Below are 24,629 nucleotides of genomic sequence, written 5' to 3' on the forward strand. Positions count from 1 at the left end.
ATCTCAGACCGAGATGGGCGGCATGAGACCAGCCCTGACCAGCAACTCGCGCACCCGCCGCGCCAGCGCCACATGCTCCGGGTTGGCCACTGTGAAGCGCTCGGGGGTGAGGATGATCAGGGTGCCCTTGTCCTCGACCGGCTCGATTCGCACCGGGGCGGGGAGTGGCGGCACACTGCCCCGATGACGAGCGAGGTATGTCACCCAGCCAAGCCACACGTCGGCCTTGCCGTCCTTGTCGTCTAGGTCCCGATGCGTGCGGGACAGGGCCGAGACCCATTCAGGTTCCCAGGCCAGCGCCATGCTGCGCACCACCTCGGCCAGCACGGACGCCGTGAAAATACGCTCCGCGTTCGCTCCCTCGCTGGGGAGCGACAAGAAACAGGAGTTAGAAAACGCTTCCGCATATCCGCCGCAGTGGATGCGCAGGGCTGCACAATCACGACGGGTTCCGCCGTTGTCGAACCAGAAGCTAAAGCCCAAGTCCTCAAAGACAGGCCCCCCTCTCTCCCGGTTGACGCCTCGCCGGAACATCTCAGCGAGCGTAGGCATGTCGGGCGGCATGAGGGGATGCTTGCGCGCGTCCCTGCGCGACTTGGCGGGCTTGTACCAGTGGGCCAGGAACGGATCGCACTCCGCCAAGAGATTGAGGAAGCCCGCTGTGCGACGGGCGCACTCCTCGGGAGACTCTTTGCGCGGCCCCCAGTAGGCACCTGCAAAGTAGGTATCGGGATAGGTCTCTGAGTCGAGCTTCACGAGCATGAGGTTATCCACTCAGAAAGCTGGGGTGTGGACGATTTCGACCCCTACAACACGTGCGTTCTTGAAGAGTTCGCGGAAGGCATCGGCAGCCGCCATCTCTGCGACATGCCACCGGACAGGAATACCCGTGCCACGAACTTTTCTGCTCTGGCGCTCTGCTTGCTCAACGAGCATCCGCGCTCCGGAGTTCCGGAACCACTCCTTGGGCTCAAGGCCATCAAAGAACTTCGCGTAGCCGGGTCCCTTGGCCTCCAGCAGCACGCCGTCCTTGAAGCCGTCGAACTTCACGCCACCCGCCTTCGTGCTCGTGCCGCCGACCCAGTAGGCATCATCGGCGGAGTGTCCCGTGATCTGCTCCTGATAGCGCCGAGCGGGCGGCTTCATGGACTCCTTCGCCGGTCCCCACTGTCCAGGCCCCTGAGAAGGCGCTCCGCCCTTCGAGGCCGCGTTTGCCCGCTGGAGGATGATGGCCGCCCCAGGGCCGCCGCTGAGTGCCACCGCCGCGCGCCCTGCTGGCACCGCGACGTGCTCCAGCGCCAGCGCGCCCTCCGACGACAGCGAGAGCACCGGCACCGAAACCTCCGCTCCCAGCGATATCCCTTTCAGCGTCCGTGTCGTGGCCGACGCTGCGCCCCCGGTGATGAGCAGGCCTGTCGTCAGCCGCGACACCTCGCGGATCTGCTCGCCACGGGTCATGGACTGGAAGCGATCCCAGTACATGGGTGAAGCCGCGATGAGCGCCGCCACGCCTGCTGGCAGGTGGCTCAGTCCCGCGAGGCTGTCCACGGGGCGCGTGAGCAACTGGCCCAGCGCGTGGTACAGCTCCACGAACGCATCTTCCGCTCCATCCAGGGTGCGGCTGATGACGTCCGCGTCGTCGTAGACCTCGGCCATGGGCCGCCAATCCGAGGCCTGGAGCTTCGCGTCCATCGCGCGGAAGACACCGCCCTTGCCGCTGTAGAAGCGGCCCAGCTCGAAGCCGTGCGCACGGAAGGCGCCATCCTGCCATTCGACCGTCGCCACCTTCTGCTGCGTGCGCCCGGTGAGGGCCCACGCCAAATAGCCGTCCGGACGCAACACCGCGATCTGCTCCCGGGAGAAGCGCTCGACCCGCCGCAACAGCTCCTGTCGCGTGACTTCGCCTCCCTCCATCACTTCGCGCAGGATGAAGCCTGCGGCCATGCGAGGCGGGAAGGCGCTCAACGTGACGGGCTTGCCCACCAGCACGTCCAGAAGACGCGCGGCTTGTGCGGGCGTCAGTCCCCCTCCCAGAGGGCGCTCGTCCCGCGCTTCCAGGCCCGCGTTCGTCAGCAACCGCTCCCAGACGTCCGGCTGCGAATCGTCAGGACTGGTGACGTCCGCCATGGCCACCGTGCGAACGGGGCTTGCCCCCGTCATCACTTCGCGCACGGCCTTGCGGCGGTACAGCGGCGGCGCTTCCTCTCGGTGCGTGCTACTCGGCGCCGGAGCGGATGCACGCGGCGCCCCGTCGTTTGACTCCCACGTCCCAGGGGAGTCCGTGGCCGTGTAGCTCAGCGTCCTTCCGGGCGCGTGGGGCACGGATGCGCAGCCGGTGAAGAGGAGGGCCACGCACGTGAGCAGGACGTCAGCGCGCATTGTCCACCCCCAGGCCCACCGACGCGAAAGCGCCCGGCCGCAGCGTCCCATCACCTTCTGGGAACAGCAGCGTGCCGCCCGTGGCCACCGCGTAGAGCTTCCCCGCCATGACTCGCCAGCGTGCTTCCGCCGCTCCCAGGTAGCGCGCCCCAGGTTGGCCCAAGCCCACGCCCAGCCCCTTCACCGCCACTTCCAGGCTGCGCTCCAGGAACTGCACCGCCACGCGCCCGTCCGCGTCCAAGCGGCCCCAGGAGAAAGCCTCCGCGCTCAGCGACAGCATCAGGTGCCGTTGCAGGCCTCGATAGCCCTCGGCATCCCAGCCCACACGAGCCTCGGCCTGGAGCGAGTACCCGTCCGGAAGGGGAGCGGACGCCAGCGGCACACCCTCCGTGCCCACGGACTGGAAGCGCGCCAGTTCGTAGTCCGGGCCGAAGAAGCCCTGCCGGAAGCCGCCGTGCTGCCTGCGTGCCTCCAGGCGCACCGACACATCCCACGCGGAGGCCACCGCATCCGCCCCCATGCCCAGCACCGCGCCCCAGGCACCTCCAACGCCCGGCCGTCCTCCCCAGCCCGCCAGCAGGTGCGCTTCCAGGCCCGGACGCCTCAACACCACCGCCGTTGCGTCCAGGTGCGCCAGCGTCACGGACGGCGCGCGGCCTCCGGCCCGTCCCCAGTCGTGCACGGCGGAAACAGCGAGTGAGTAACGCCCCGGCGACCGCGCAGCGCCAAAGAGAACGCGCCCCACGTCCAGCGCGACCTCCGCACCCACCAACCGCGCGCCCAACACGTCCGAGGCGAAGGCCTCCGTGTAGAGCGGCCCCACGGTGCCCGTGAGGAAGCCTCCCGCCGGGTGGTAGTCCGGGTTCGTCCGGTTGGAGTAGCGGCGCACCAGATGCGCCGACAGCAGGCTGTAGTCCTCCAGGGCGCCCAGCCACACGCCGACGGACGCCGCGTCCGAGCCCAGCTTGAGGCCGCGCACGAGCTGGCCCCAATCAGAGAGGCTGTCCCAGTCCTCCCTCCGCACGAAGCCCGCATCCCCTCCACCACTCCAGAGGCGCAACCGCACGGGCGTGCCCAGGTTGAGGCCGAACTCCGCGCCTCCGTCGAGAATGAGGGTCGGCTCCACCTGGAGGAAGCCCTCGTTCGTGCCCATCCCCGCGCGCGGCAGGAAGGACAACGTCGTCGCCTCCACGCGCAGCAGGTTGCGCCAGGCCTCGTCCAGTGGGCGCCGTTCCACCTCCACGGGCGGCGCCTCCGGGACGTCCTCGGCCCATGCGGCCACCGGCAACAGCAGCCACAGCCAGACAGCCCCACTTCGCGTCATTCGCATCCACGCCCCCTGGGAGTGACACCTCCCAAGGAGAGCAAAGGACACGCGTCTGACGCTCAGCCCGGCCCCCGCAGGCCCCGCGCTGCATCACGCCCAGCATTCACAATGTCATTCGCATGCGTGCCTCCCAGGAATGCTTCGCAGAGGGAAGCAAAGGACACGCGCAAGGAACACGGTAGGCCGTGCTCAGTCCAGCTCGCCCAGGTCGAAGGCCGTGGTGCCGTTGTGGTGCTTGCGCTTCGGGAGCTGGTGCTCCTCTCGGAGCTGGTTCTCGAAGAAGGGCAGGTGCGCACCCGTGCGGCGCTTGCGCAGCGAGCGGATGGTCTCGTGCTCCGTGGTGTTGCTGTAGCCGTGCTTCGTGTGCCCGTGCGGATAGGTCAGCGGATCCAGCACCATCCGCGTCGGATACCGGTGCTGGAGGATGTGGATGAGCTCGTGTCCGTACACGATGAAGGCCGGCGCTGGGATGGGGTACTGCTCGCCGGAGTAGTTGCGCTGCGTGCTGTCTCTCAACCCGGAGCGCAGGCTCAGCCGGGAGCCGCGCCCACTCGTCTTGCCCGCGATGCCGGGCGCGGGCTCCGTCAACATGTAGTCCTCGCCGTGGCCGTCCTCCTCGTACTTGGGCAGCTCGTCGCGGATGTGGTCGATGCGGCCGCCCAGCTCGCCCTGCGTCGCGGACAGCTCGGCATAGGCCCTCGATGCAACCTTCAGCCGTTCGCGCAGCTCGCCCCACGGCTCGTTTCCGCGCCGGGCCTCCACCTCCATCTGGGACAGCCGCTGGCCCACGGCTTCGTACTCCTCCTCCAGGGGGCGCAGCTGGCCGGACATCTCCGTCAGGCGCTGACGGTTGGCCGCCACCCGCTGGCGGAACTGCGCGGACGGAGTGAACGCCTGGGTCAACACCAGCGTCACCGGCCACACCGGATCCTGCGGAGTCGAAGCGAGGATCCACCGCATCAGCGACCGCCCATGCGGGCGTGACAACAGCCGGGCGTGGATGGCGCGCACCTCGCGGTTGCCTCGCGCGAACTGCGCGTCCGTGGGCAGCGCCACCGCGCCCGTGCCGTTGCGAAGCGCATCCCAGTCCGCGTCCAACTGCTGGCGGGCCGCCGTCCCCAGCGTCGCGCGGTCCGGTGTGAACAGCAGCAGGTTCTTCGTGTGGACGTAGTCCACCAGCTCGATGTGCTTCTCCTGGATCTCCACCAGCAGCCGCATCAACAGCAGCCGCGAGGCCTTCGAACGCGAGAGCCGCTCGCGCTCCAGGTCGAACAACCGGTACAGCAGGTGCTCCGCCGCATCGAGCGCCGCCAGACGCGCGTCCACCCACGCCTGCTTGCCCGTGAAGTAATACGTCGCCTTGCCGCCCCAGCCGCTCCAGTCCGCATGGAACGCATCGAGCGCGGCGCAGAACGGCCGGACGAAGTCCTCCAGCCGGGACACGATGGGCAGCAGCCGCAAGGGCTCCACGCCCAGGTCCAGCTTGAAGTCCTCTGACGTGCTCAACGCCATGTCCGCTCCCGATGTCTCGACGGAGCGAAACGCTAGCACGCACCTTTCACCCACTTCGCCGCCCTGTGCGCACACCCACTCCGTGGACGGACAACACTCGCCTTGTCCCAGCGGGTGACATGGCTTCTGGGGGTGCCTACCCCTGAAGACCAGGAGGCGCGGGCAACGGACGTGAACAAGGGCGGGCGATGGCTGGGGGGGATGTTGGGGGCGATGTTGCTCGCGGGATGTCCGTCCGCGTGCAACACGAAGGAGTCGTCCCGTCCGTTTCATCTCACGGGGCAGGTGGGTTCGCGTGGGGCGGGCTTCGCATCGGCGCTGTACCAGACGACGGGTGTGCGGATGGAGCCGCGCAACCGCATCCGGTGGGCGAACAACGGCGCCGTATTCGACGTGATGGTGGAAGAGATCGGCCGGGCCCGCGCCTCCATCCACATCGTGATGTTCATCTGGCGGCCGGGACGTGCGTCCGACCGGATGATTGAAGCGCTGGCCGAGCGCGCCAAGAAGGGCGTGCACTGCCGCGTGCTGGTGGATCCGCTGGGAAGCGGTCCTTTCGAAACAGAGGTGAAGCCCCGGCTGGAGGCGGCCGGCTGCGAGGCGCACCTGTTCCGCCCGCTGCCGGCGGACGAGAACCTGGCGCGCAACCACCGCAAGATCGTCGTGGTGGACGGCAAGGTGGCCATCACGGGAGGACTGGCCATCCAGGACGAGTGGCTGGGCGACGCGCGCAACGAGAAGGAGTGGCGCGACACCAACGTGCGGGTCCAGGGCCCGGTCGTGGCGCAGCTGCAGCAGGCCTTCGCGGAGAACTGGCAGGAGACGACGGGCCAGCTGTTGCCTCCCACGGACTTCCCCACGCTGTCGGTGGACCAGCCCGGCCTGGATTCCGCGGGTGAAGGCTGGGCGGCGTTCGTCAGCAGCACGGCGAACCCGGAGGTGACGCGCGCGGAGCGGCTGACGCAGCTGATGGTGAAGGCGGCGAAGAAGCGGCTGTGGATTTCGCAGGCGTACTTCACGCCCAACGACGCGCTGACGGCGCTGCTGGTGGAGAAGGCGCGCGCGGGCGTGGACGTGCGGGTGCTGGCGCCGGGGGACAAGAACGACCAGAAGGCCATCACGGTGCTCCAGCGGCAGACCTACGACACGCTGCGGGCGGCGGGCGTGCGGCTCTGGGAGTACCAGCCGTCGATGATGCACGCGAAGACGATGCTGGTGGATGACCGGTGGGTGCTGGTGGGGTCCATCAACTACGACGCGCTGTCGTTCAACCTGCTGGAAGAGGGCTCGCTGGTGTTGGAGGACGTGGAGGCGGCACGTCAGCTGGAGGCCATCTTCCTGGAGGACCTGACGAAGGCGCGCGAGGTCCAGGCCGAGCAGGCGAACCGCTGAAGGCCGGCTGTCCGGTTTCACGCGTGCCCCCTGGAAACAGTGGGCAAGGGACGGGCCGTGTGCTCAAGAGGCGCGTCAGGGCCCTGCAATCAGGCCCGGGAGGCATCGCCATGAGCAGTGCAGCGCCTCGTCATCTCTTCGTCGCGGGCGCCACGGGCGCGACGGGCCGCACGCTGATGCGGCAGGCCCTGGCCCAAGGCGTGTCCGTGACGCCGCACGTGCGCCCCAGGAGCGCGAACACGGAGCCCGCGAACCACTGGCCGAAGAAGGCGGTGCTGGAGCTGGCGGACGGGCCCGCGCTGGTGGAGGCGATGAAGGGCAGCACGACGGTGCTCCAGCTCATCGGGACGATGCGCAAGCGCTTCGCGGCCGGGGACACCTACGAGACGAGCGACATCGGCACCACGCGGCAGCTGGTGGACGCGGCGAAGGCTGCGGGCGTGGACCACTTCATCCTGCTCACGTCGGTGGGAGCGGGGAGCCCGGTGGGCGCGTACCTCAAGGCCAAGGCGGAAGCGGAGCGCATCGTGCGCGAGAGCGGCATCCCCTACACGATGGTGCGGCCCCCGGCGCTGGAGGGCGAATACCACGCGCCGCCCGGCATCCTGCACACGCTGGGCAAGCTGCCCCTGCTGCACAAGCTGAAGCCCATGCACCTGGACCAGCTGGCCGCCGTGCTGCTGCGCATCGCGGAGCGAAGGGCACCGCTGGACACGGCGCTCGAGGACAAGCGCCTCTGGGCGGAGGTCGAGGCGGTAGGCCGGTAGCTGTCAGACCCTCCAGGTAGGAAGGCTCCTCCGCCGCGCGAGCGCGGAATCCCAGGAGGAGCTAGAATGATGTCGATGGCGACCGTGGACGAGCTAATTGCCCAGGTTTTGCAACTTTCGCCGGAAGACCGCGCCCGGCTCGTGCGTGAGGTGTCAGACGCGGATGCCCCGGACATCGAGGCGTCCTGGGGCGAGGAGATCAGCCGCCGTGCCCAGGAAGTCATGGATGGGACAGCGGAGCTTGTCGATTGGGAAGACGTGAAAAAAAGAATAGAGGAGCGGCGCGAGCAGAGGCGACGTCAGCGCTAGGTGCACTCCACCCCGTATGGGCATCCGACTGCATCGCGCTGCCGAACCGGAGCTGCTCGAGGTCATCGACTGGTATGAAGACCAGCGCATAGGCCTCGGTGACCGCTTCTCCGACACCGTGTATCTGGCGATGGACTCCATCCACGCGCACCCGGACCGCTGGCCCCTCTGGCCTCGGCTCCATCACACGCCCCCCATCCGCCGCTTCCTGATTCCGGAGTACCCCTTCGCCCTGCCCTACCTCGTCCGTGACGAGGACGTGGTGGTGCTCGCCATCGCGCACCTGCGCCGCCAGCCGGACTTCTGGCTGCCCCGCGCGCGTAGCCGCCCGTAGAGCTACTCCTTCACCGCGCCGGCCGTGAGCCCGGACACGATGCGCCGCTGGAACAGCACCGTGAGCACCACCAGCGGCAGCGTGGCCACCACCGACGCGGCGGCGATCTCTCCCCAGGGTTCCTTGTACTCGCTGGCGAAGAGGCTGATGGCCACCGGCACCGTGCGCTTCTCCGGCGTGGACAGGAACGTCAGCGCGTAGAGGAACTCGTTCCACGCGAAGATGAAGACCAGGATGGCCGTCGTCGCCAGGCCCGGCGCCGCCAGGGGCAACAGCACCCTGCGGAACGCGCCCACCGGCGTGCACCCGTCCACCCGCGCCGCGCGGTACAGCTCGTCCGGCAGCTGGCGGAAGAACGACGTCAGCACCCACAACGTCAGCGGCAGCGCGAACGTCGTGTACGGCAACGCCAGGCCCACCAGGCTGTCGCGCAGCCCCACCGCGTTGAGGATGAGGTACAGCGGGCTCACCGTCGCGATGGGCGGGAACATCGACACACCCAGCGCCGCGGACAACAGCAGCCCCCTCCCCCGGAACTCCAGCTTCGCCAGCGCGAACGCCGCGGACGCTCCCACCGTGAGGCAGAACACCGTCGTCAGCGTCGCCACCACCAGCGAGTTCAACACCGCCCACAGGAACGGCCGCCCGAACAACACGCTGTCGTAGTTCGCTCCCGTCAGGTGCGACGGCCATGGCCGCGTCAGCTCGCCGTCCGGCCACAGGCTCGTCAGCACCTGCCACAGGAACGGCCCCAGGAAGAACGTGAGGAACGCCACCACGGCCAGCGCCGTGCCCAGCCCCGGCCGCTTCATCGCCGCCCCTCCTCGCGCCCCAGCCAGCGCAGCCACACCACCGCCAGCAGCACCACGCCCAGGAACGTCGCCACCGACAGCGTGCTGCCGTAGCCAAAGTCCCCGGAGCGCATCAGCGTCTTGTACGCGTAGATGCTCAGCGTCTCCGTCGTGTTCGCTGGCCCGCCCTCCGTCAGCACGTAGATGGCGTCGAACACGCGGAACGCATCCAGCGACCGGAACAGCACCGCCAGCAGCAGCGCGGGCTTGAGCAACGGCAACGTGATGGACCGGAACTGCCGCCACTCCGACGCCCCGTCCACGCGCGCCGCCTTGTAGAGGTCCTCCGGGATGCCCTGCAGCCCCGCCAGCACCAGCAGCGCCACGAAGGGCGTCGTCTTCCACACGTCCACCAGGATGGCCGCGTGCAACGCATACCCCGGCGCGCCCAGCCAGTTGATCTCCGCCCCACCCAGCATCCGGTTGATGAGCCCGTAGTCCGGGTTGAACATCCACGCCCACAGCCGGGCGCTCACCACCGTGGGAATCGCCCAAGGCACCAGCACCGACGCGCGCAACAGCCCCCGCCCCGGGAACGCGCGGTTGAGCAGCAGCGCCAGCGGCACCGCGAGCAGCAGCTCCACCGCCACCGCCACCGCCGTGAAGTACGCCGTGTTCCCCAGCGCGGACCAGAACCGCGCGTCCCCCATCAGGTAGACGTAGTTCTCCAGCCCCGTGAAGCGCCGCTCGCCGAACACCAGGATGAAGCGGTGCAGGCTCAGCCATATCGCCGCCAGCACCGGGTACAGCGCCACCACGGCAAGCACCAGCACGGCCGGCGCCACCAGCAGGTACGCCTGCCGCCGCTCCCGAGCCTGTGAACCCGCGCCCCTCATTCCTCCTCCAGAGGCTTTTCACCGGTCAGGTGATCCACCTGCTTCTGCGCGCGAGTGAGCGCGGCCTCGGGAGACCGCAGGCCCGCCACGGCGGCGGAGAACTCGCTCTGGAGCACGTCCGCGATGAGCAGGTAGTACGGCGTCACCGGCCGGGGCCGCGCCCGCACCAGCGCTTCCTTCAGGCTCGCGATGAACGGCTGCTCCTCACGCAGCCGCGGGTCGTCGTACAGCGCCAGCCTCGGAGGGTTGCGCGCGTAATGCAGCGCCAGCACGCGGTTCGCCTCCGGTGACGTCAGGTGCGCGATGAGCCGGGCCGCCGCCTTCCTGCGCGCGGGCGACACGTGCGCGTTCACCGCCAGCTGCCACCCGCCCAGAGTCCCCCACCCCGGCTGTCCATCCTTCGTCGGCAAGGGCGCGATGCCCACCTTGCCCCGGATGGGAGAGCCCTCCGCCTGCGCCTCGCTCCACGCATAGGGCCAGTTGCGCATGAACACCGCGCGGCCCTCCTGGAACACGCGGCGGGACTCCTCCTCGCCAAAGCCCGTGACCGTCTGCGGGGACAGCCCGTCCGCGATGAGCCCGTGCAGGTACGCCAGCGCCTCGCGCGCGGGCTCCGTCTCCAACAGCACGCGCCCGTCCGGGCCCAGCGACTGGCCGCCATGGCCCCAGATGGCCTCGTACACGTTGCAGGTCAGGCCCTCGTACTGCCGGCCCTGCCACACGTAGCCCTGGATGCCGGGCGCCTTCGCCATCGCGTCGCGGGTGAAGCGCCGCAGCTCCTCGTAGGTGCGCGGCGCGCGGGGCACTAGGTCCGTGCGGTAGTAGAGGACGCCCACGTCCACGTACCAGGGCACCGCGTACGTGCGGCCGTTCATCACCACGGCGTCCACGGGCCCGGGCAGGAACTCCTGGCGCAGGCGCTCCGGAGGGAAGTCCTCGGACAGGTCCGCCACCCAGCCCGCGCGAGCGAACTCCGGCACCCAGACGACGTCCGCCACCAGCACGTCGAAGTCCGTGGCCCCGCCCTGCAACGACGTGAGGAAGAACTGGTGCGCCAGGTCGGACGCGTTGGGCAGCGCCTCCGTCACCAGCTCCACGTCCGGGTTGGCGCGCTCGTACCGCGCCAGCAGCTCACGGAACGGCTTCGGGTCGCCCCACAGCGGCTGGAACTTGAAGACGATGCGCGTGCGGCCCCCGGTGCCCGTCTCCTCGGACGAGCGCCGGCAGCCCCCCACGGCGAGGCCCAGCGCGACGACGAGGACGAGGAGGCGGCCCATGCGCCCGGATGACTCCAGCGCGCGGGCCCACCGTCAACGACAAGCCCCGCCGCCGGTCATCCAGGTGACACGGGCACCAGGCCTCCCGGCTCTGGAGCCGGCGCGAACAGCCGCCGTGCCGTGGCCCCCACCGCGCGGCACGCGAGCGCATCCACCGCGCCCCCCACCAGCCCACCGGCCAGCGGCACGACCTTCGACAGGTTCACGACGCCCTTCTGCGACGCCTTGCTCACCAGCCGGAAGCCCACCGCGCGGTTGATGCTGCTCAGCGCGTGCTTCGGCACGGCCTCCAGCGCGCGCATGCCCAGCTGCTGGCTGACTTCAATGCCGGCCTGCTTCACCACTTCCTTTCCAATGTCCCCCACGATGGCCAGCAGCGTGAGGGTCCGCACGCGGTCCTCCTCCACGTCGTGTCCATGGATGCGGGCAATGGCGCCCACCAGCCGCGCCTGCACGGCCCATGACACCCCCAGGCCCGCGGGCAGCGACACCGGCAGCGTCAGCAGGCCGCCCAGCCCGGACAGGAAGCCCGTGGTGAACAGCTTCCCCGTCTCCCAGTGGATGAGCGAATCGATGCGCGCTTCATGGCTCGCATAGCGCGTGTCGCGCAGGTACTCGTCCGCCAGCCCCGTCGCGCTGCACAGCGGCCCCAGGCCCTCGAAGCCCGCGTCCAGCACGGCGTTCACGACCTCCAGCGGCTTCGACATGCCTCCACCTTCCCGTCGGGGGACAGCGGCTACGGCGACGCCGTGTCCCGGGTATACGAACGCGGCAGGCGCACGGTGAACACCGTGCCCTCCTCCGCGGAGGACCGCGCGTCCACCGTTCCACCGTGCGCCAGCACCAGCTGCCGCACGATGTAGAGCCCCAGCCCGATGCTGCGCTCGGAGCGGCCCAGCGTCGTCCCGCGCTGCAGGGGCTCGAAGATGCGCGGCAGCATCTCCGGCGGAATGGGGTCGCCCCCGTTGCGCACGTGCACCACCACCGAATCCGGCTCGCCCCGGCTCTCCACGCGCACCGGCGTGTCCTCCGGGCTGTACTTCAGCGCGTTGCCCAGGATGTTGGACAGCACCTGCGCCATCCGGTCCGAATCCCACGCCCCCTGCCCGTCCCCCTCGTGCTCCATCTGGATGGTGCGCTCCGGATGCGCCGTGCGCGCCTCCTCCACCACCTGCAACGTGAGCGCGTGGAAGTCGCACGGCGCCGCCTGCACCGGGATGCCGCCGCCCATGCGCGCCTGCGTGAAGTCCAACAGGTCGCGGATCATCCGCGTGGCCCGCTCCGCCGCGGACAGGATGCGCGCCGCCGCCTTCGCGTTCCACGGCTGGATGTCGTCACGCCGCAGCATCAGCGACGCGCCCGTGAGGATGGCGCCCAGGGGGTTGCGAAGGTCGTGGCTCACGATGCCAATCAGCTGCTGCTCGAACTCCACCCGGGCCTGCGCCTCGTGCACCAGCTTCTGCCGCTCCTCCTCCGCCCGCCGGCGCTCCGTGATGTCGCGCATGGCGCCCACGATGCGCCGCGCCTCCCCGCTCTGCCCGCGCAGGATGGAGCCCTGCGCCGCCACGTACGCGTAGTCGCCATCCCTGCGCAGCACGCGGTACTCGTCCTGCCACCGGTCGTCGTCCGAATCGAACGCCCGCTGCAGCCCGGACAGCACCCGCTCGCGGTCCTCGCCGTGGATGTGCCGGCGCCACCACCCTCCGTCCGCGCCCACCTCCTCCAGCGGGAAGCCGAAGACCTCCTCCGTCGCGTCGCCAATCCAGTGCATCGCGTCCGTCTGCAGGTCCAGGTCCCAGATGGCGTCGAAGCTCGCGTGCGCCACCAGCTGGTAGCGCTCCTCGGAGCGGCGCAGCGCCTCCTCCGTGCGCTTGCGCAGCCGCACCCCTTCCGCCTCGCGCAGCGCCCGCCGCACGCTGGGGCCCAGCCGCTCCAGCCGGTCCTTCAGCACATAGTCCGTGGCGCCGCGCTTGAGCAGCTCGATGGCGCGGTCCTCGCCCAGCGCGCCGGACACGAAGAGGAACGGCGTGTCCGGACACACGGCCTGGGCCGCCTCCAGCGCGCTCATCCCGTCGAAGCCCGGCACGTTGTAGTCGGACAGGATGAGGTCGAACTTCCCCTTCTCCAGCGCCGCGACGAATGCCGCCCGCCCCTGCACGCACTCCAGCGTCGAGGGCAGCCCGCCCTCCTCCAGCTGAGCGGCCACCAGCTGTGCGTCCAGCGGGCTGTCCTCCAGCAGGAGGATGGACAGGGGCCGCTCCGCCGATGGCAGAGTCGTCAGGTCCAGCGCGGCACCGCCGCGACCGCTCATTTCGAGGCTCCGGATGCGCCGGGTGAGCCCGGCGGCGGCTGGTTCACCACCGCCCAGAACAGCCCCAATTCACGCAGCGCGGACACGAAGTCCGGGAAGGCCACCGGCTTCACCACGTACGCGTTCACGCCCAGGCCGTAGCTGCGCGCCAGGTCCCGCTCCTCGCGCGACGAGGTGAGCATCACCACCGGCACCGCCTTGAGCTCCGGGGCGCCCTTCACCTTCTCCAGCACCTCCAGCCCGTCCACCTTCGGCAGCTTCAGGTCCAGCAGCACCACCGCCGGGTGGCCGTCCTGCCGGTTCGCGTACTCGCCCTTGCGGAAGAGGTAGTCCAGCGCCTGCTGCCCGTCGCGCACCACGACGACCTCGTTGGCCAGGTGCACCTCTTCCAGCGCCGCCAGCGTGAGCGCCACGTCGTTGGCGCTGTCTTCCACCAGGAGGATCCGCTTCAGCTCGATCACGCGTGCGTCTCGACTTTCTTCTCCTGCGGAGAAGTCCGGGGCAGGGTGAAGGTGAAGGTCGCGCCCTGCCCCACGGCGCCCTCCGCCCAGGTCCGTCCGCCATGGCGCGACACGATGCGCCGCACGTTCGCGAGCCCGATGCCGGTGCCCTCGAACTCCTCGGCCGTGTGCAGGCGCTGGAAGACGCCAAACAGCTTGTCCACGTACTGCATCTCGAAGCCCACGCCGTTGTCGCGAACCCACACCGCGACCTCGGCCTCCGTCTCCCGGACCCCCACCTCGATGAGGGCCTCCGGCTTGGGACGGGTATACTTCAGCGCGTTCGCCAACAGGTTGTGGATGACCTGCCGCAGGAGCGCCGGGTCCCCCTCCACCGAGGGCAGGCTCCCCACCCGCCACTCCACCTGGCGCCCGGTGGTCTCCGGCGCCAGGTCGCGCCGGGCCTCCTCCACCAGCTGGCCCAGGTCCACCCGCGACTGGCGCATCTCCGCCCGGCCCATGCGGGAAAAGGCGAGCAGGTCGTCCACCAGCGTGCCGCCCTGCCTGGCCGCGCCCGCGATGGTGGTGAGGTAGCCGCGCGACACGTCGTCCAGCTTCGCCCCCGCCCGCCGCTCCAGCAGCTGCGCGAAGCCGGTGATGTGGCGCAGGGGCGCGCGCAGGTCGTGCGACACGGAGTAGCTGAAGGACTCCAGCTCCTTGTTCGCCTCCTGCAGCTGGGCGGTGCGCTCGCGCACGCGCTTCTCCAGGCCGGTGTTGAGGTGGCGGATCTCCTCCTCCGCCCGCTTGAGGCTCTCCAGGGTGCGGCGCTCGTCGTCGATGTCCGTGTTGGTGCCGAACCAGCGGGCGATTCTTCCCTCGCCGTCCCGCACGGGCATGGCGCGCGACAGGAACCAGCGGTAGCTGCCGTCCGCGCGGCGCAGGCGGAACTGGTCCTCCCACAGCGTGCCCTCGCGCAGGGCCGCGTTGAAGTGCTCCAGCACGCGCGCGGCGTCCTCCGGTTCGATGAGCTCTTTCCAGTCCGTCGGCCCCACCTGCGCGGGGGACGTCCCGGTGTAGTCGTACCAGCGCTGGTTGAACCAGAAGAGGCGCCCGTCCGGCTCCGCCATCCACGACAGCTGGGGGATGGAGTCCGCCAGCGTGCGGAACTGCTGCTCGCGCTCCTTCAGCTCCGCGGCCAGCGCCTCGATGCGCCGGCGCGCCAGCACCTGCTCCGTCACCTCCCAGGACACGGACACGATGCCGTCCACCTTGCCCTCGGCGTTGCGCAGCGGCTGGAAGGTGAGGTTGAAGTAGCCCTCGGGCGCCTCCTGCCCCACGTCGCGCCCCAGGCGCATGGGCACCTCGTGGCCGCGGTACGTCTCGCCGGTGCGGTAGACGTGCTCCAGCTGCTCCACCTGCCCCTGGTCCTTGAGCTCCGGCAGCGCCTGGCGCACGGGCAGGCCCAACAGCGGGCGGGACCCGGTGAGCTTCAGGCGCAGGTCGTTGGCCATCTCGAAGATGAGCTCCGGCCCGCGCAGCACGGTGATGGCGGCGGGCAGCTGCTTGAGCACCGCGAACAGGTTGCGCCGCTCCGCCTGCGCCGTCTCGTACAGGCGCGCGTTCTCCAGGGCCACGCTGGCCATCTGCGCCAGCTGCACGGCGACCGTCTCGTCCTCCGCGTCGAAGTCGCCCTCCACCTTGTCGGACACCTGCAACAGGCCCAGGTTGCGGCCGTCGTGGCCCACCAGCGGCACCGCCAGGAAGCCCTTCAGGGGCAGCGCGGGCGGGGGCTCGGGGGGCGCGTTGGCGTAGGCGGCGTGCTGACGCAGCTCCTCGCGCGTCAGGCGCAGCGGACGGTTCTCCTGGCACACCCGGGCGAAGAGGCCGCGCTCGTCCACGCCGGGCTCGGCGGCGCCCGGCACCGTGGGCTCATGCCCCGCCGCCGACAGCGAGGCGAGCGGCGGCGCGTCCCGCCCATCCGCCACCTGCGCGAAGGACTGGTTCGCGCCAATCAGCTTGCGCGCCTTGGCCGTCACGAGCTCCAGGATGGCCGGCACGCTGCCCGCGGCATTGAGCGCCAGGCTCGCGCGCGACAGGCCGCGCAGCTGCTCGGTGCGGCGCAGCTCCCCCGCCATCAGCCGGGCCCGCTCCGCGTCGGCGCGCTTGCGCGCGGTGATGTCCTGCACGGTGCCCACGAAGCGCACCGGCTTGCTGTCCTGGAAGTGCGTGCGGCCCGTGGCGCGCACCCAGCGCTCCACGCCGTCCTTCAGGCCCACGGTGCGGTAGGCCACGTCGTAGTCGCCCTTGCCGGTGGGGTCCCAGCTGAGCGCGACGGCCCGCTGCACGGCCTCGCGGTCCTCCGGGTGCAGGCCCGCGAGGAACTTGTCGTAGGACGACTCCTCGCCCGGCGGCAGGCCGAAGAGCGCCTTGCAGCGCGCGTCCCACTTGAGCTCGCCCGTGACCACGTCCATGTCGAAGGTGCCCAGCTGGGTGGCCGTCAGCGCCAGGCGCAGGCGCTGCTCGCTGTCCGCCAGCGCGGCCTGCTGCCGCCGCAGGTCCTGCGTGAGCGCCTCCGTGTGCCGGCGCGCGCGCACGAACTCCGTCACGTCCGTGGCCAGGGTGATGATGCCGGACGCGGTGCCGTCCAGCTCCACCATCGGGTGGTAGATGACGTTGAAGAAGACGGAGTCCATCTGCCCGTCGCGCTCCAGCTTCACCTCGAACTCCGGCCGCACGAAGGGCTGCTTCGTGCGCACCACCCCGCGCAGCACCTCCATCACCTCCGGCTGGGAGGCCATCTCCGGGAACGCGTCCAGCATCGACTGGCCCGGCGTCACCCGCCGGCCCACCAGCAGCTCGTAGTAGGGGTTCGCCAGCTCGAAGACGAAGTCCGGCCCGCGCGTGATGGAGATGCCCACCGGGGCCTGCATGAAGAACGCGTGCAGCCGCTCGCGGTGGACGGCCTCCAGGGCGTGGCGCTCGCGCTCGCGCAAGGCCTCCTCGCGCCGCTGCACGGCCTCGCGCGCCTGGTACAGCTCCACGAACATCGACACCTTCGCCAGCAGGATTTCGGGCCGCAGCGGCTTGCGCAGGTAGTCCACCGCGCCGTGCGCGTACGCCGCCAGCCACTCCTTCTCGTCGCCGTCGCCCGCGGTCATCAGCAGCACGGGCGTGCGCCGGCTGCGGTCTCGCTCACGCAACAGGCCCAGCACCTCCACGCCCGTCATGTCGCCCAGGTTCATGTCCATCAGGACGGCGGCGAAGTCCTCGTCCAGCACGCGCCGCAGGGCCTCGCGTCCGGAGGAGGCCCGCACCAGCCGCTGCCCCAGGGGCGCGAGGATGCCCTCCAGCGCCAGCAGGTGCCCGGGCGTGTCGTCGACGATGAGGATGCTCGCCCTGGGGGAGGCCGAGGGCAGGGACACGGCGGCGGAGGACATGGTGGAGGCTCGGGGACGAAACGCCCCTTCCCTTTAGGCTGTGGCAGGCACGCGAGGGGAGGACGGGACCGGCTCGGCTGCGTCCTCGTTGATTGCAGGACAACACTCCGCGCCGCAACCTGCCTCCTCCCTCCCGTCGATTCCAGCACAACCCTTGTGAACGCCTCCTTTGCCGCCTCCCCGTCCGCCAGGCAGCGCACCGGGAGGGGGCCCGTCCGCCAGGCCGTACCTCATTGGTGTTTCATGTTTCAGCCGATCAGGGAGCCGGCAGGCGGCGCAGCGACGTCATGGGAAAGGGGGCCCAGAAGGGCGTCGCCACGCTGTCCCCGTCCAGCGGGAACCAGGGCCCGTCACGTCCCGCCAGCACGTGGAAGTCCTGGGCGGGGGTGAAGCCCTGGCCCATCAGCGCCACCCGCTCCCCCTTCGCGTTGGTGGCCACGTCCAGCACCAGCACGGTGTGGCCGGGGCTGCCGCCCAGGACGAAGAAGTCGCCGGGGCGCAGCTGCTCGCGCGTGGGACGGGCGCCCTCCGCCTGGAGCGACAGGGTGCCCGCGTAGGTGAAGAGCAGCCGCAGGTAGTTCCGGAAGGCCGCCCGCGAGCTGTCCGCGGCCGCGCTGCCCGGCACCCACGTCACCTTCGAACCGGAGACGCGCGCCCGCTCCCCGGCCGCGTACCGGGGCCAGGACGCCAGGTGGCCGCTGGTGAAGCGGTAGGCGATGCGCTCCGGGTGCCCGGACGCCCAGCGCCACTCCGCATGAAGCCGCAGGATGGAGTCCGCGCACTGCTGGAGGTTGGCGGTGCCCACGTCCAATTCGCCCACCGCCGCCAGCCGGGCATCGGAGGCCGCCAGCACCGTGCGGCCCTGGAAGTCGCGCACGGGCGAGCCCTCGGGGCGCAGGGGCAGCCCGCGCAGCCAGGCGCCAAAGGAGCCCGCCTCCAGCGGCACGCGCGTGTAGCCTTCGGGTGTCGCGAAGGTCTCCTCCAGCGAGCGCACCCGCGCGGAGGCGGACAGCCACGGGTAGCGCGCCCGCTCCTCCGTGGAGGGGGCATGGGGCGCGGCCCGAGCCTGTCCGGAGGCCTCGCGGCTCACCAGGGACAGCGCGATGGCGGACAGGGTGGCCAGGGCCAGCAGGTGGCGCAGAGGGGCCATCGCGTTCACGGGGCGGACACTCCAGGGGTGGGGCCGGGCGAAGTCCCGGGCGTCTTCGTGGGACACCGCGCGCGTGTCCCCGGGTCCTTCCGCCAGGCGCCGTTCTCCGAGGGCGCCAGGGAGTTCTTCGCTGGACGCTCGCCACGGCGGACAGGTGCGTCCCGGGTGCCGGGCACTACCTTTTGAAGGCCATGCACCGTCGGGCAAGCCTCGTGCTGCTCAATACACTGTCGCTGTCGCGCCTGCCGCTCGCCGCGGTGTTCATCGCGGTGTCGGACCTGCGCCTGCGGGCCTTGCTGGTGGTGCTGGCGGCGGCGACGGACTTCCTGGACGGCTGGATTGCCCGGCACCGGGGACTGGCCACGCGCCTGGGAGCGCTCATCGACCCGGTGGCGGATCGCGCCTTCATGGTGACGGCCTTCATCGTGTGTCTGCTGGACGGGCTGCTCGACCCGGTGGAGCTGACGCTGCTGCTGCTGCGCGACATCGGCACGGCCATCGGCTTCATCGTCGCGAAGTTCCGGCCGGACATGCGGGCCGTCGAGCTCAAGGCGCGGATGCTGGGCAAGGTCGTCACGACGCTGCAGCTCGCGGTGTTGCTGTGCGTGCTGCTCTACCCACCGCTGGTGCGGCCGCTCGTGGCGTTCGTGGCGCTGCTGTCGCTGGCGTCGGTGGTGGACTACACGCGGGCGGTGTGGCGTCAGCGTCAGCGCCAGGGCCAGGAACTCCCGCCGCCCATGGAGTCCGTGCGCGAGTGACGCCTCACGCGAGCACGGCGCGCGTGTCCACGGCCACGGCCAGCCGGGCGCGTTCGCGCTCCAGGGCGGCGCGCTCGCCAGCGGACAGGGCGTCCCAGACCTCGTCCATCGTGTCGAGCAGCGCGTCCACCTCAGGCGATTCCCCTCCCGGCGCGCGGGCGCGGACGAGGGCCAACTTGTGCAACAGGGTCCGGTATCGGTCGTAGACCGTCATGATGAAAACCTCCGTCCGGGAGACGCGGACGGAGCGGCGCGGCTGACGCAAGCGGCCCCGGTCAGCGGCGCCGCCGGTTTTCGGCATCGCGGCGGGCCTCCGCTCCGGTCAGCACGGCGATTTCGCGCGTGTGGCTCGGGCCCACGATGTTCACGGTGGCGCGCACGCGCTCGCCCTCCTTGAGTTCTGTCGCGGAGATGTCCTCGCCCTCGCGCACGATGCGCGTCTGGGTGCCAATCTCCAGCGGCAGGCGCAGCCCCTCGTTGTCGATGACGACCTCCTTCGGGGACACCGACTCCACCGTTCCCCGGTAGATGGCATCCACCACCGCGACCCCTGGCGAGGCACCTTGCGAGGCGCCGGGAGCCGGAGGCTTCGCCGCGGCGGGAGCCCCCGTGCCCGTGCCGCCCGTGCCGCCCGTGCCCGCGTTCGCGTCCGGGCCCGGGTTGGGAGGCGTCGTGCGCCCCTCCGGGTTGGGGTCCGCGCTGGGGCTGTTCGGATCCGACGTGGGAGCGTTCCCCTCGGTGCCCTGCGTGTTCGCCCCGGAGCCCCCCGTCCCCGGCGGCTGCGCGGGCGCCTGCTGCTGCGCGGGCGGGGCCGCGGGAGCGGTGGTCTCCTCGGACGCCGCGTCGTCGGACTGCGCTCCGGCGCACATCAGCAGGCAGGCCAGACCCGCGATTCCCAACCCCAGCCAGGTGTCTCGCCTCATGCGTCGCGCGCCTCCCTTCCGGGAAGGTGCGTGCACACACGATGCGAGCCACCGGGCCAGAGGCGCGTCGCCCGGCCGTCCGCACGGACTGCGCACCCACGGCCCGGCGCCTGCCTGGAAAGCAGGACGCCCCCGGTCCCCCCTGGGCTCAGGAGGAGGGACGCGGGGGCGTCAGGCCCACGAAGCGTGGAGGGCGTGCCGCTACGGCAGCGGCAGCGGACCGCCGCCCTCGGGCAGCGAGCGCGCCAGTTCCACGGCCTTGGCCGCCTGCACCAGGCCGTAGCCGTACTTCTTGTCCTTGCCCGGCGTCACGGCATCGTCCTTCGCCGTCTTCTCCAGCACCGCGCGCACGTGCGCGGGGCTCAGGTCCGGCCGGGCGCTGAACACCAGCGCGGCCACGCCCGACACGTGCGGGGTGGCCATGGAGGTGCCCGACTCGCGCTGGTAGTCCAGGCCGGTGGTGGACACCGTCACCTCCTTGCCCACGAGCTTCTTGAGCATCGCGCCGTTCGCCATGGACACGGACACCGTGGGCACCCAGTGGTCGTTCGCGGAGCCCAGCGTGAAGGTGCCGTCCCCGTCCTCCTCCACGTTGTTGCCGATGATGACCGCGCGGGCGCCGGCCTGGATGACGTTGCGCGCCTTCTCCTCGAAGAACAGGTCGCCGCGGTCCACGTACGCGACGAAGCCTTCGCAGGTGGCGGACGCACCGCACGCCGAGCGGTCCGCGCCCAGGCCGCAGTCCACCAGCCGGCCCGTGTACGTGCCCTGCGCGGTGTACGTGAGCGGCGCCGAAGCGATGGGCCCCGACGCCACGGTCAGCGAGGACAGCGACGCCGCCCCCAGCACCGTGGCGCTCAGCACGCCCACGCCCGGCCCCACCACGGACAGCTCCTGGCCGGACTGCGAGAAGGTCGCGTGCTCCCCCTTCAGGTCCACCGCGCCCACCGCCATCACCGACGGCAGGTACGCGGCCGGATAGGCGATGCCCTCCTTGCCATCGTTGCCGCTGGCCGCGACGGACAACATGCCCTTGCCGCCGTCCCAGACCTTCTCGAAGACGAGCTTCTCGGACTCGGACGGATCCGGCGCGCCCAGCGACAGCGAGGCAATCTTCGCCCCCTGCGAGTAGCACCAGTCCACCGCCGCGATGACGTCGTCCGTGCGGCCGCCGCCGTCCGTGTCCAGCACGCGCGCCACCAGCAGCGACGCGCCCGGCGCCACGCCCACCACGCCGTTGGGGTCCTCACCGGGAGACACGCGTCCGCCGGAGCCCGGGCCGAACTGGGCCAGGATGGTCGCGGACACGTGCGTGCCGTGGCCGCCGCCCACCGTCACCACGCCCAGGGACTCGCTCTGGTCGGACGCGTCGTCGTCGTCGTCGACGAAGTCCCTGCCCTTGAGGAACGCCGCCTTCAGCTCCGGGTGCTTGCTGTCCCAGCCGCTGTCGATGACGCACACCTTCACGCCTTCGCCCGTGGGCGCGCCAATGTCGAAGACGCCGTCGCTGTTCGAGTCCCACACCTGCGGGGCCTGGACCATCTTCAGGCCCTCGGTGTACTCGCCCACCGACCCCTGCGAGCTGAACGCGCCCTGCCACGACACCAGCGGCGGAGGCGTGGGCAGGCCCATCGCGAACACGCGGCGGTTGGGCGTCACGGAGACCACGTCCGGGCGCAGCTTCAGCGCCGCGATGGCCTCCGGAGACAGCCGCGCGGACACCATGTTCAGGTTCGGGATGCGGCGCTTCACCGTGCCGCCCTCGCGCTCCACGGCCGCCGCGATGTCCGCGGACGCGCCCAGCGCGCTCGCGCTCACCGTCGGCTTGTAGGTGATGATGACCCCGTCCTCCGCCGTGTTCGCGCTCAGCGCGGAGGCCGCCGTCCTCGGCAGCGCCAGCTCCGAGGTGCCCGGACACGCCTGGGGCTCGATGATGGGCCCGGGCTCATCGCCGCCACAGCCACTCGCCACCAGTCCGGACAACCCGAGCCCAAGCCAAAGCCAACGCTTCATGGGGTGCATCTCCTTCGCCCGGCCACCGTGGAATACCGCGCCGTGTTCCGCCGCCCCCGAAAGGGGGCCGGAATGAACGGGCCGGCCCTGCGTCCCGTTCCCAGAGCGATTTAAGCATGGTCGCAGGACGACTGCTCGGGCGGCTGTCATGCGCCCGACGGACATCCGGTGCCGGACCAACGTGGGGCGCTCAACGCTCGGGGGGACATCCCGTCCGTTGTCCGCCATCTGGCCCGGCGCATGACGCACCAGGGCCGTCCCGGCCCGAAGCTCAGGCGACCCTCAGGCGTCGGACGGATCCACGCCGAAGATGCGCTGGGCATCCACGGCATAGGCCGCCAGCTGACGCTCCGTCTCCGCGGCGTCCCAGCCCAGGAGCGGCGCCATCACCTGCGCGGCGCGGACGGCGGCGGCGCGGCCCTGGTCGCGCGTCTCGAACGCGACCTTGAGCCGTCGGATGAGCAGGTCCGCCAGCGTCTGGACCATCTCGTGGGTCACGCCCCAGGCGGCCTCGGCGCGGCGGTACGGAAGGCCCTCCACCAGCGGCTCGGCCAGCGCGGGCGTCTCGCGAGTGAGCGCCCACACCGCGTGCCAGCGGCTGCCATACGCGCGAACCAGGTGCTCGCCCGTGGCCGGGTCCCCCACCGCCTGCTTCGCCGCCGCGAGCTCCGCGTCCAGCTTGAGGATGTCGCCACCCGGCAGGGGCTGCTCGTGGGTGACGGGCTTCTTGTGCGGCAGGGACAGGTGGCGCTCCACGGCGTTGACCACGTCGCGGGCCATGACCCGGAAGGTGGTGAGCTTGCCGCCGCTGATGGCCAGCACGCCGGACGGGCTCACGTCGATGGTGTGCTCGCGGCTCGCGCTGCCCGCGTCGCTGTTGCCGTGGTAGCCGCTCGCGGCCAGCGGACGGATGCCGGCCCACGCGCTGACCATGTCCTCGCGCGTGAGGTTCGCCTCCGGGAAGAAGGCGTTGGCGGAGGCGAGCAGGTAGGCCACGTCCGCCTCGCTCGCGCGCACCTCGGCCGGGTGGGCGCGGGTGGCCGTCTCCGTCGTACCAATGAGCGTGAACGCATCCGCGGGCAGGATGAACATCACGCGGCCGTCCACGGGCGACAGCAGCGTGAGCGCGTCCCCGATGTTCAGCCGCGACCGGGGCACGGCGATGTGCACGCCCTTGCTGCCGCGCACCGAGGGCCCCTTGCGCTCCTGCTTCGAGTCCAGCTGGCGGATCTCATCGCTCCAGGGTCCGGTCGCGTTGACGACGGCGCGAGCCCGCACGGTGTGCTCCACGCCGGTGAGGTGATCCACCACCACCGCGCCCGTCGCCTTGCCATCCTCCAGCACCAGCCGCTTCACGGACGCGTGGTTGAGCACCACCGCGCCGGCCTCGCTCGCGCCCAGCGCGTTGGCCAGGGTGAGGCGGGCGTCGTCGGTGGCCGCGTCGTAGTAGCGCGCGCCGCCCTTGAGCCCGTCGGACTTGATGCCGGGCTCGGCCTCCACCACCTGCTTGAGCGACAGGCGCTGATAGGCCTTCACGTTCCGGAACAGGGACAGGGCGTCGTACAGCATCAGGCCCGCGTTGAGCTTCCAGCGCGGCACCCGGGCCCCTTCGTAGACGGGCCAGACGAAGGCCAGCGGGCGCACCAGGTGGGGCGCCAGGTGCAGCAGGCGGCGCCGCTCGATGCTCGACTCGAAGACGAGCCCCAGGTGGCCATGCTCCAGGTAGCGAAGGCCGCCGTGGATGAGCCGCGACGAACGGCTGGACGTCCCACTGGCGAAGTCCTCGCGCTCCACCAGGGCCACCTTCAGCCCCCGCAGCGCCGCGTCCCGGGCAGCGCCCGCCCCCGTCACCCCGCCGCCAATGACGAGCAGGTCGAAGGACTCGCTCGCCAGGGAGCGCAGGCGGTCAGCCCGTGAAGGCGGGGCGGGAACCTCCGTGGAGGCAGGCAGGGAACGAAGCGCGGCGGATTCGGAACGCACGCAGGAAGTCTATGACGGGAAGTCTTCCGCCGCAGCGGATTCCAATGCGATGCGTCAAGAGGTCCACGGGGTCATGGGACTGGACGTCATGGGACTGTCTCGCAGCGAGCGGCGGAGGTGGCCTTGCGTGTCATGGGGAGGACGGATAGGGAGGCAGCCGCCTCACCTCCCCCCTCCTGGACGCCCTGAAACCCCGTGTGGGATTCCCGAGACCGACGAGACCTGGCGTTCCTGGGACTGTGGGTCCTGGTGTACGGGCTCGCGGTGGCGCCGGTGCTGCACGCGGTGGTGGGCCACGGCGCGGGCCTGGGCGGTCACGTCCACCACACCGCCAGCACCTGTGATGCGAAGAAGACCGGGTGCCCAGACGAGTCCGGCGGAGAGTCCGGTGGAGCGAAGCAGGGCCATGGCCATCAGCACCTGACCGGCTCGGTGGAGCACCTGCTGGCGGTGGCGGCGGCCTGGACGGTCTTCGTGCCGCCCAAGCTGCGCTGGGTGTCCTGGCGGGTGGAAGCGGCGAGGAGCCCGGAGTGGTCGCCGGGACAGCGCCTGCGGTCCGCGGCGATGCCGCAGGGCCCATAAGCACGGCGCACTTCGGACCTCCGTGACTCGCGAGCACGCGGACCGTCTGGC

At 70.9% G+C, this 24,629-nt stretch carries 22 protein-coding genes; 6 read left to right on the forward strand and 16 right to left on the reverse strand.

Translation table 11 applies throughout. The features are described from left to right. Positions 1-3 precede the first annotated feature (3 nt). The 4 genes from D7X96_RS13620 to D7X96_RS13635 form a co-directional block, all read right to left on the reverse strand. On the reverse strand, positions 4-762 hold the full coding sequence (locus tag D7X96_RS13620) for an immunity 52 family protein (protein ID WP_121722265.1): 759 nt from the start codon (positions 760-762) through the stop codon (positions 4-6). A 12-nt stretch (positions 763-774) separates the two neighbouring features. Beyond that, positions 775-2,379, reverse strand: a complete 1,605-nt coding sequence (locus D7X96_RS13625) for a restriction endonuclease fold toxin 5 domain-containing protein (RefSeq protein WP_121769902.1) — start codon at positions 2,377-2,379, stop codon at positions 775-777. Then, complete coding sequence (locus D7X96_RS13630) at positions 2,369-3,709, reverse strand: hypothetical protein (protein ID WP_121769903.1); 1,341 nt, start codon at positions 3,707-3,709, stop codon at positions 2,369-2,371. Before D7X96_RS13630 ends, D7X96_RS13625 begins: the two co-directional genes overlap by 11 nt. A gap of 186 nt (positions 3,710-3,895) precedes the next feature. Beyond that, entirely contained in the window at positions 3,896-5,218 is a 1,323-nt protein-coding gene (locus tag D7X96_RS13635) for a type III secretion system effector protein (protein WP_120553029.1), read from the reverse strand. Positions 5,219-5,431: 213 nt separating this feature from the next. On the opposite strand from D7X96_RS13635, the gene D7X96_RS13640 reads away from it, so the two are divergent. The 4 genes from D7X96_RS13640 to D7X96_RS13655 all read left to right on the forward strand — a co-directional run bounded on the left by D7X96_RS13640 (position 5,432) and on the right by D7X96_RS13655 (position 8,020). Then, positions 5,432-6,610 (forward strand): phospholipase D-like domain-containing protein, encoded by a 1,179-nt coding sequence (locus D7X96_RS13640; RefSeq protein ID WP_244219574.1) that lies wholly within the window; start codon positions 5,432-5,434, stop codon positions 6,608-6,610. Between the two features lie 110 nt (positions 6,611-6,720). After that, positions 6,721-7,377, forward strand: coding sequence for an SDR family oxidoreductase (locus D7X96_RS13645; RefSeq protein ID WP_120553028.1), 657 nt, complete (start codon positions 6,721-6,723; stop codon positions 7,375-7,377). A gap of 66 nt (positions 7,378-7,443) precedes the next feature. Beyond that, complete coding sequence (locus D7X96_RS13650) at positions 7,444-7,686, forward strand: addiction module protein (protein ID WP_120553027.1); 243 nt, start codon at positions 7,444-7,446, stop codon at positions 7,684-7,686. A gap of 16 nt (positions 7,687-7,702) precedes the next feature. Continuing rightward, positions 7,703-8,020 (forward strand): type II toxin-antitoxin system RelE/ParE family toxin, encoded by a 318-nt coding sequence (locus D7X96_RS13655; RefSeq protein WP_120553026.1) that lies wholly within the window; start codon positions 7,703-7,705, stop codon positions 8,018-8,020. 2 nt (positions 8,021-8,022) lie between these two features. On the opposite strand, the gene D7X96_RS13660 is transcribed toward D7X96_RS13655, so the two are convergent. From D7X96_RS13660 to D7X96_RS13695, 8 genes are all read right to left on the reverse strand, one after another. Beyond that, positions 8,023-8,832 carry a carbohydrate ABC transporter permease gene (locus tag D7X96_RS13660; RefSeq protein ID WP_120553025.1) on the reverse strand — a complete coding sequence of 270 codons (810 nt, stop codon included), beginning with the start codon at positions 8,830-8,832 and terminating at the stop codon, positions 8,023-8,025. Beyond that, positions 8,829-9,707: a carbohydrate ABC transporter permease gene (locus tag D7X96_RS13665; RefSeq protein ID WP_120553024.1), complete on the reverse strand. Its 879-nt coding sequence runs from the start codon at positions 9,705-9,707 to the stop codon at positions 8,829-8,831. The genes D7X96_RS13660 and D7X96_RS13665 overlap by 4 nt, the downstream gene beginning before the upstream one ends. Then, positions 9,704-10,984: an ABC transporter substrate-binding protein gene (locus D7X96_RS13670; protein WP_121769904.1), complete on the reverse strand. Its 1,281-nt coding sequence runs from the start codon at positions 10,982-10,984 to the stop codon at positions 9,704-9,706. The genes D7X96_RS13665 and D7X96_RS13670 overlap by 4 nt, the downstream gene beginning before the upstream one ends. Positions 10,985-11,040: 56 nt before the next feature. Further along, the gene (locus tag D7X96_RS13675; protein WP_121769905.1) at positions 11,041-11,691 is read right to left on the reverse strand and encodes an EcsC family protein; all 651 of its coding nucleotides are present in this window, start codon (positions 11,689-11,691) and stop codon (positions 11,041-11,043) included. Positions 11,692-11,720: 29 nt separating this feature from the next. Continuing rightward, complete coding sequence (locus tag D7X96_RS13680) at positions 11,721-13,295, reverse strand: hybrid sensor histidine kinase/response regulator (protein WP_120551770.1); 1,575 nt, start codon at positions 13,293-13,295, stop codon at positions 11,721-11,723. Then, entirely contained in the window at positions 13,292-13,756 is a 465-nt protein-coding gene (locus D7X96_RS13685; protein WP_120551769.1) for a response regulator, read from the reverse strand. Before D7X96_RS13685 ends, D7X96_RS13680 begins: the two co-directional genes overlap by 4 nt. Next, on the reverse strand, positions 13,753-17,172 hold the full coding sequence (locus D7X96_RS13690) for a PAS domain-containing protein (RefSeq protein WP_120551768.1): 3,420 nt from the start codon (positions 17,170-17,172) through the stop codon (positions 13,753-13,755). Before D7X96_RS13690 ends, D7X96_RS13685 begins: the two co-directional genes overlap by 4 nt. A 256-nt stretch (positions 17,173-17,428) precedes the next feature. Then, positions 17,429-18,322, reverse strand: coding sequence for a DUF4846 domain-containing protein (locus tag D7X96_RS13695; RefSeq protein WP_121724233.1), 894 nt, complete (start codon positions 18,320-18,322; stop codon positions 17,429-17,431). Between the two features lie 191 nt (positions 18,323-18,513). On the opposite strand from D7X96_RS13695, the gene D7X96_RS13700 reads away from it, so the two are divergent. Continuing rightward, complete coding sequence (locus D7X96_RS13700) at positions 18,514-19,080, forward strand: CDP-alcohol phosphatidyltransferase family protein (RefSeq protein ID WP_120551767.1); 567 nt, start codon at positions 18,514-18,516, stop codon at positions 19,078-19,080. Positions 19,081-19,084: 4 nt separating this feature from the next. On the opposite strand, the gene D7X96_RS13705 is transcribed toward D7X96_RS13700, so the two are convergent. From D7X96_RS13705 to glpD, 4 genes are all read right to left on the reverse strand, one after another. Continuing rightward, the gene (locus D7X96_RS13705) at positions 19,085-19,294 is read right to left on the reverse strand and encodes a hypothetical protein (RefSeq protein WP_120551773.1); all 210 of its coding nucleotides are present in this window, start codon (positions 19,292-19,294) and stop codon (positions 19,085-19,087) included. Positions 19,295-19,355: 61 nt separating this feature from the next. Beyond that, positions 19,356-20,003 (reverse strand): hypothetical protein, encoded by a 648-nt coding sequence (locus tag D7X96_RS13710; RefSeq protein ID WP_147468299.1) that lies wholly within the window; start codon positions 20,001-20,003, stop codon positions 19,356-19,358. 201 nt (positions 20,004-20,204) lie between these two features. Then, positions 20,205-22,016 carry a S8 family serine peptidase gene (locus D7X96_RS13715; protein ID WP_121769907.1) on the reverse strand — a complete coding sequence of 604 codons (1,812 nt, stop codon included), beginning with the start codon at positions 22,014-22,016 and terminating at the stop codon, positions 20,205-20,207. Positions 22,017-22,298: 282 nt separating this feature from the next. Next, complete coding sequence (gene glpD, locus D7X96_RS13720; RefSeq protein WP_121769908.1) at positions 22,299-23,996, reverse strand: glycerol-3-phosphate dehydrogenase; 1,698 nt, start codon at positions 23,994-23,996, stop codon at positions 22,299-22,301. A gap of 195 nt (positions 23,997-24,191) precedes the next feature. On the opposite strand from glpD, the gene D7X96_RS13725 reads away from it, so the two are divergent. Then, positions 24,192-24,578: a hypothetical protein gene (locus tag D7X96_RS13725; protein ID WP_120551763.1), complete on the forward strand. Its 387-nt coding sequence runs from the start codon at positions 24,192-24,194 to the stop codon at positions 24,576-24,578. The last annotated feature ends 51 nt before the right edge of the window (positions 24,579-24,629 follow it).

This window comes from Corallococcus interemptor (assembly GCF_003668875.1).
Classification (GTDB): domain Bacteria; phylum Myxococcota; class Myxococcia; order Myxococcales; family Myxococcaceae; genus Corallococcus; species Corallococcus interemptor.

Coding starts and splice junctions, on each gene's coding strand:
- D7X96_RS13620 (WP_121722265.1), bottom strand. CDS start 762: ATGCTCGTGAAGCTCGACTCAGAGACCTATCCCGATACCTACTTTGCA.
- D7X96_RS13625 (WP_121769902.1), bottom strand. CDS start 2,379: ATGCGCGCTGACGTCCTGCTCACGTGCGTGGCCCTCCTCTTCACCGGC.
- D7X96_RS13630 (WP_121769903.1), bottom strand. CDS start 3,709: ATGCGAATGACGCGAAGTGGGGCTGTCTGGCTGTGGCTGCTGTTGCCG.
- D7X96_RS13635 (WP_120553029.1), bottom strand. CDS start 5,218: ATGGCGTTGAGCACGTCAGAGGACTTCAAGCTGGACCTGGGCGTGGAG.
- D7X96_RS13640 (WP_244219574.1), top strand. CDS start 5,432: ATGTTGCTCGCGGGATGTCCGTCCGCGTGCAACACGAAGGAGTCGTCC.
- D7X96_RS13645 (WP_120553028.1), top strand. CDS start 6,721: ATGAGCAGTGCAGCGCCTCGTCATCTCTTCGTCGCGGGCGCCACGGGC.
- D7X96_RS13650 (WP_120553027.1), top strand. CDS start 7,444: ATGATGTCGATGGCGACCGTGGACGAGCTAATTGCCCAGGTTTTGCAA.
- D7X96_RS13655 (WP_120553026.1), top strand. CDS start 7,703: ATGGGCATCCGACTGCATCGCGCTGCCGAACCGGAGCTGCTCGAGGTC.
- D7X96_RS13660 (WP_120553025.1), bottom strand. CDS start 8,832: ATGAAGCGGCCGGGGCTGGGCACGGCGCTGGCCGTGGTGGCGTTCCTC.
- D7X96_RS13665 (WP_120553024.1), bottom strand. CDS start 9,707: ATGAGGGGCGCGGGTTCACAGGCTCGGGAGCGGCGGCAGGCGTACCTG.
- D7X96_RS13670 (WP_121769904.1), bottom strand. CDS start 10,984: ATGGGCCGCCTCCTCGTCCTCGTCGTCGCGCTGGGCCTCGCCGTGGGG.
- D7X96_RS13675 (WP_121769905.1), bottom strand. CDS start 11,691: ATGTCGAAGCCGCTGGAGGTCGTGAACGCCGTGCTGGACGCGGGCTTC.
- D7X96_RS13680 (WP_120551770.1), bottom strand. CDS start 13,295: ATGAGCGGTCGCGGCGGTGCCGCGCTGGACCTGACGACTCTGCCATCG.
- D7X96_RS13690 (WP_120551768.1), bottom strand. CDS start 17,172: ATGTCCTCCGCCGCCGTGTCCCTGCCCTCGGCCTCCCCCAGGGCGAGC.
- D7X96_RS13695 (WP_121724233.1), bottom strand. CDS start 18,322: ATGGCCCCTCTGCGCCACCTGCTGGCCCTGGCCACCCTGTCCGCCATC.
- D7X96_RS13700 (WP_120551767.1), top strand. CDS start 18,514: ATGCACCGTCGGGCAAGCCTCGTGCTGCTCAATACACTGTCGCTGTCG.
- D7X96_RS13705 (WP_120551773.1), bottom strand. CDS start 19,294: ATGACGGTCTACGACCGATACCGGACCCTGTTGCACAAGTTGGCCCTC.
- D7X96_RS13710 (WP_147468299.1), bottom strand. CDS start 20,003: ATGAGGCGAGACACCTGGCTGGGGTTGGGAATCGCGGGTCTGGCCTGC.
- D7X96_RS13715 (WP_121769907.1), bottom strand. CDS start 22,016: ATGAAGCGTTGGCTTTGGCTTGGGCTCGGGTTGTCCGGACTGGTGGCG.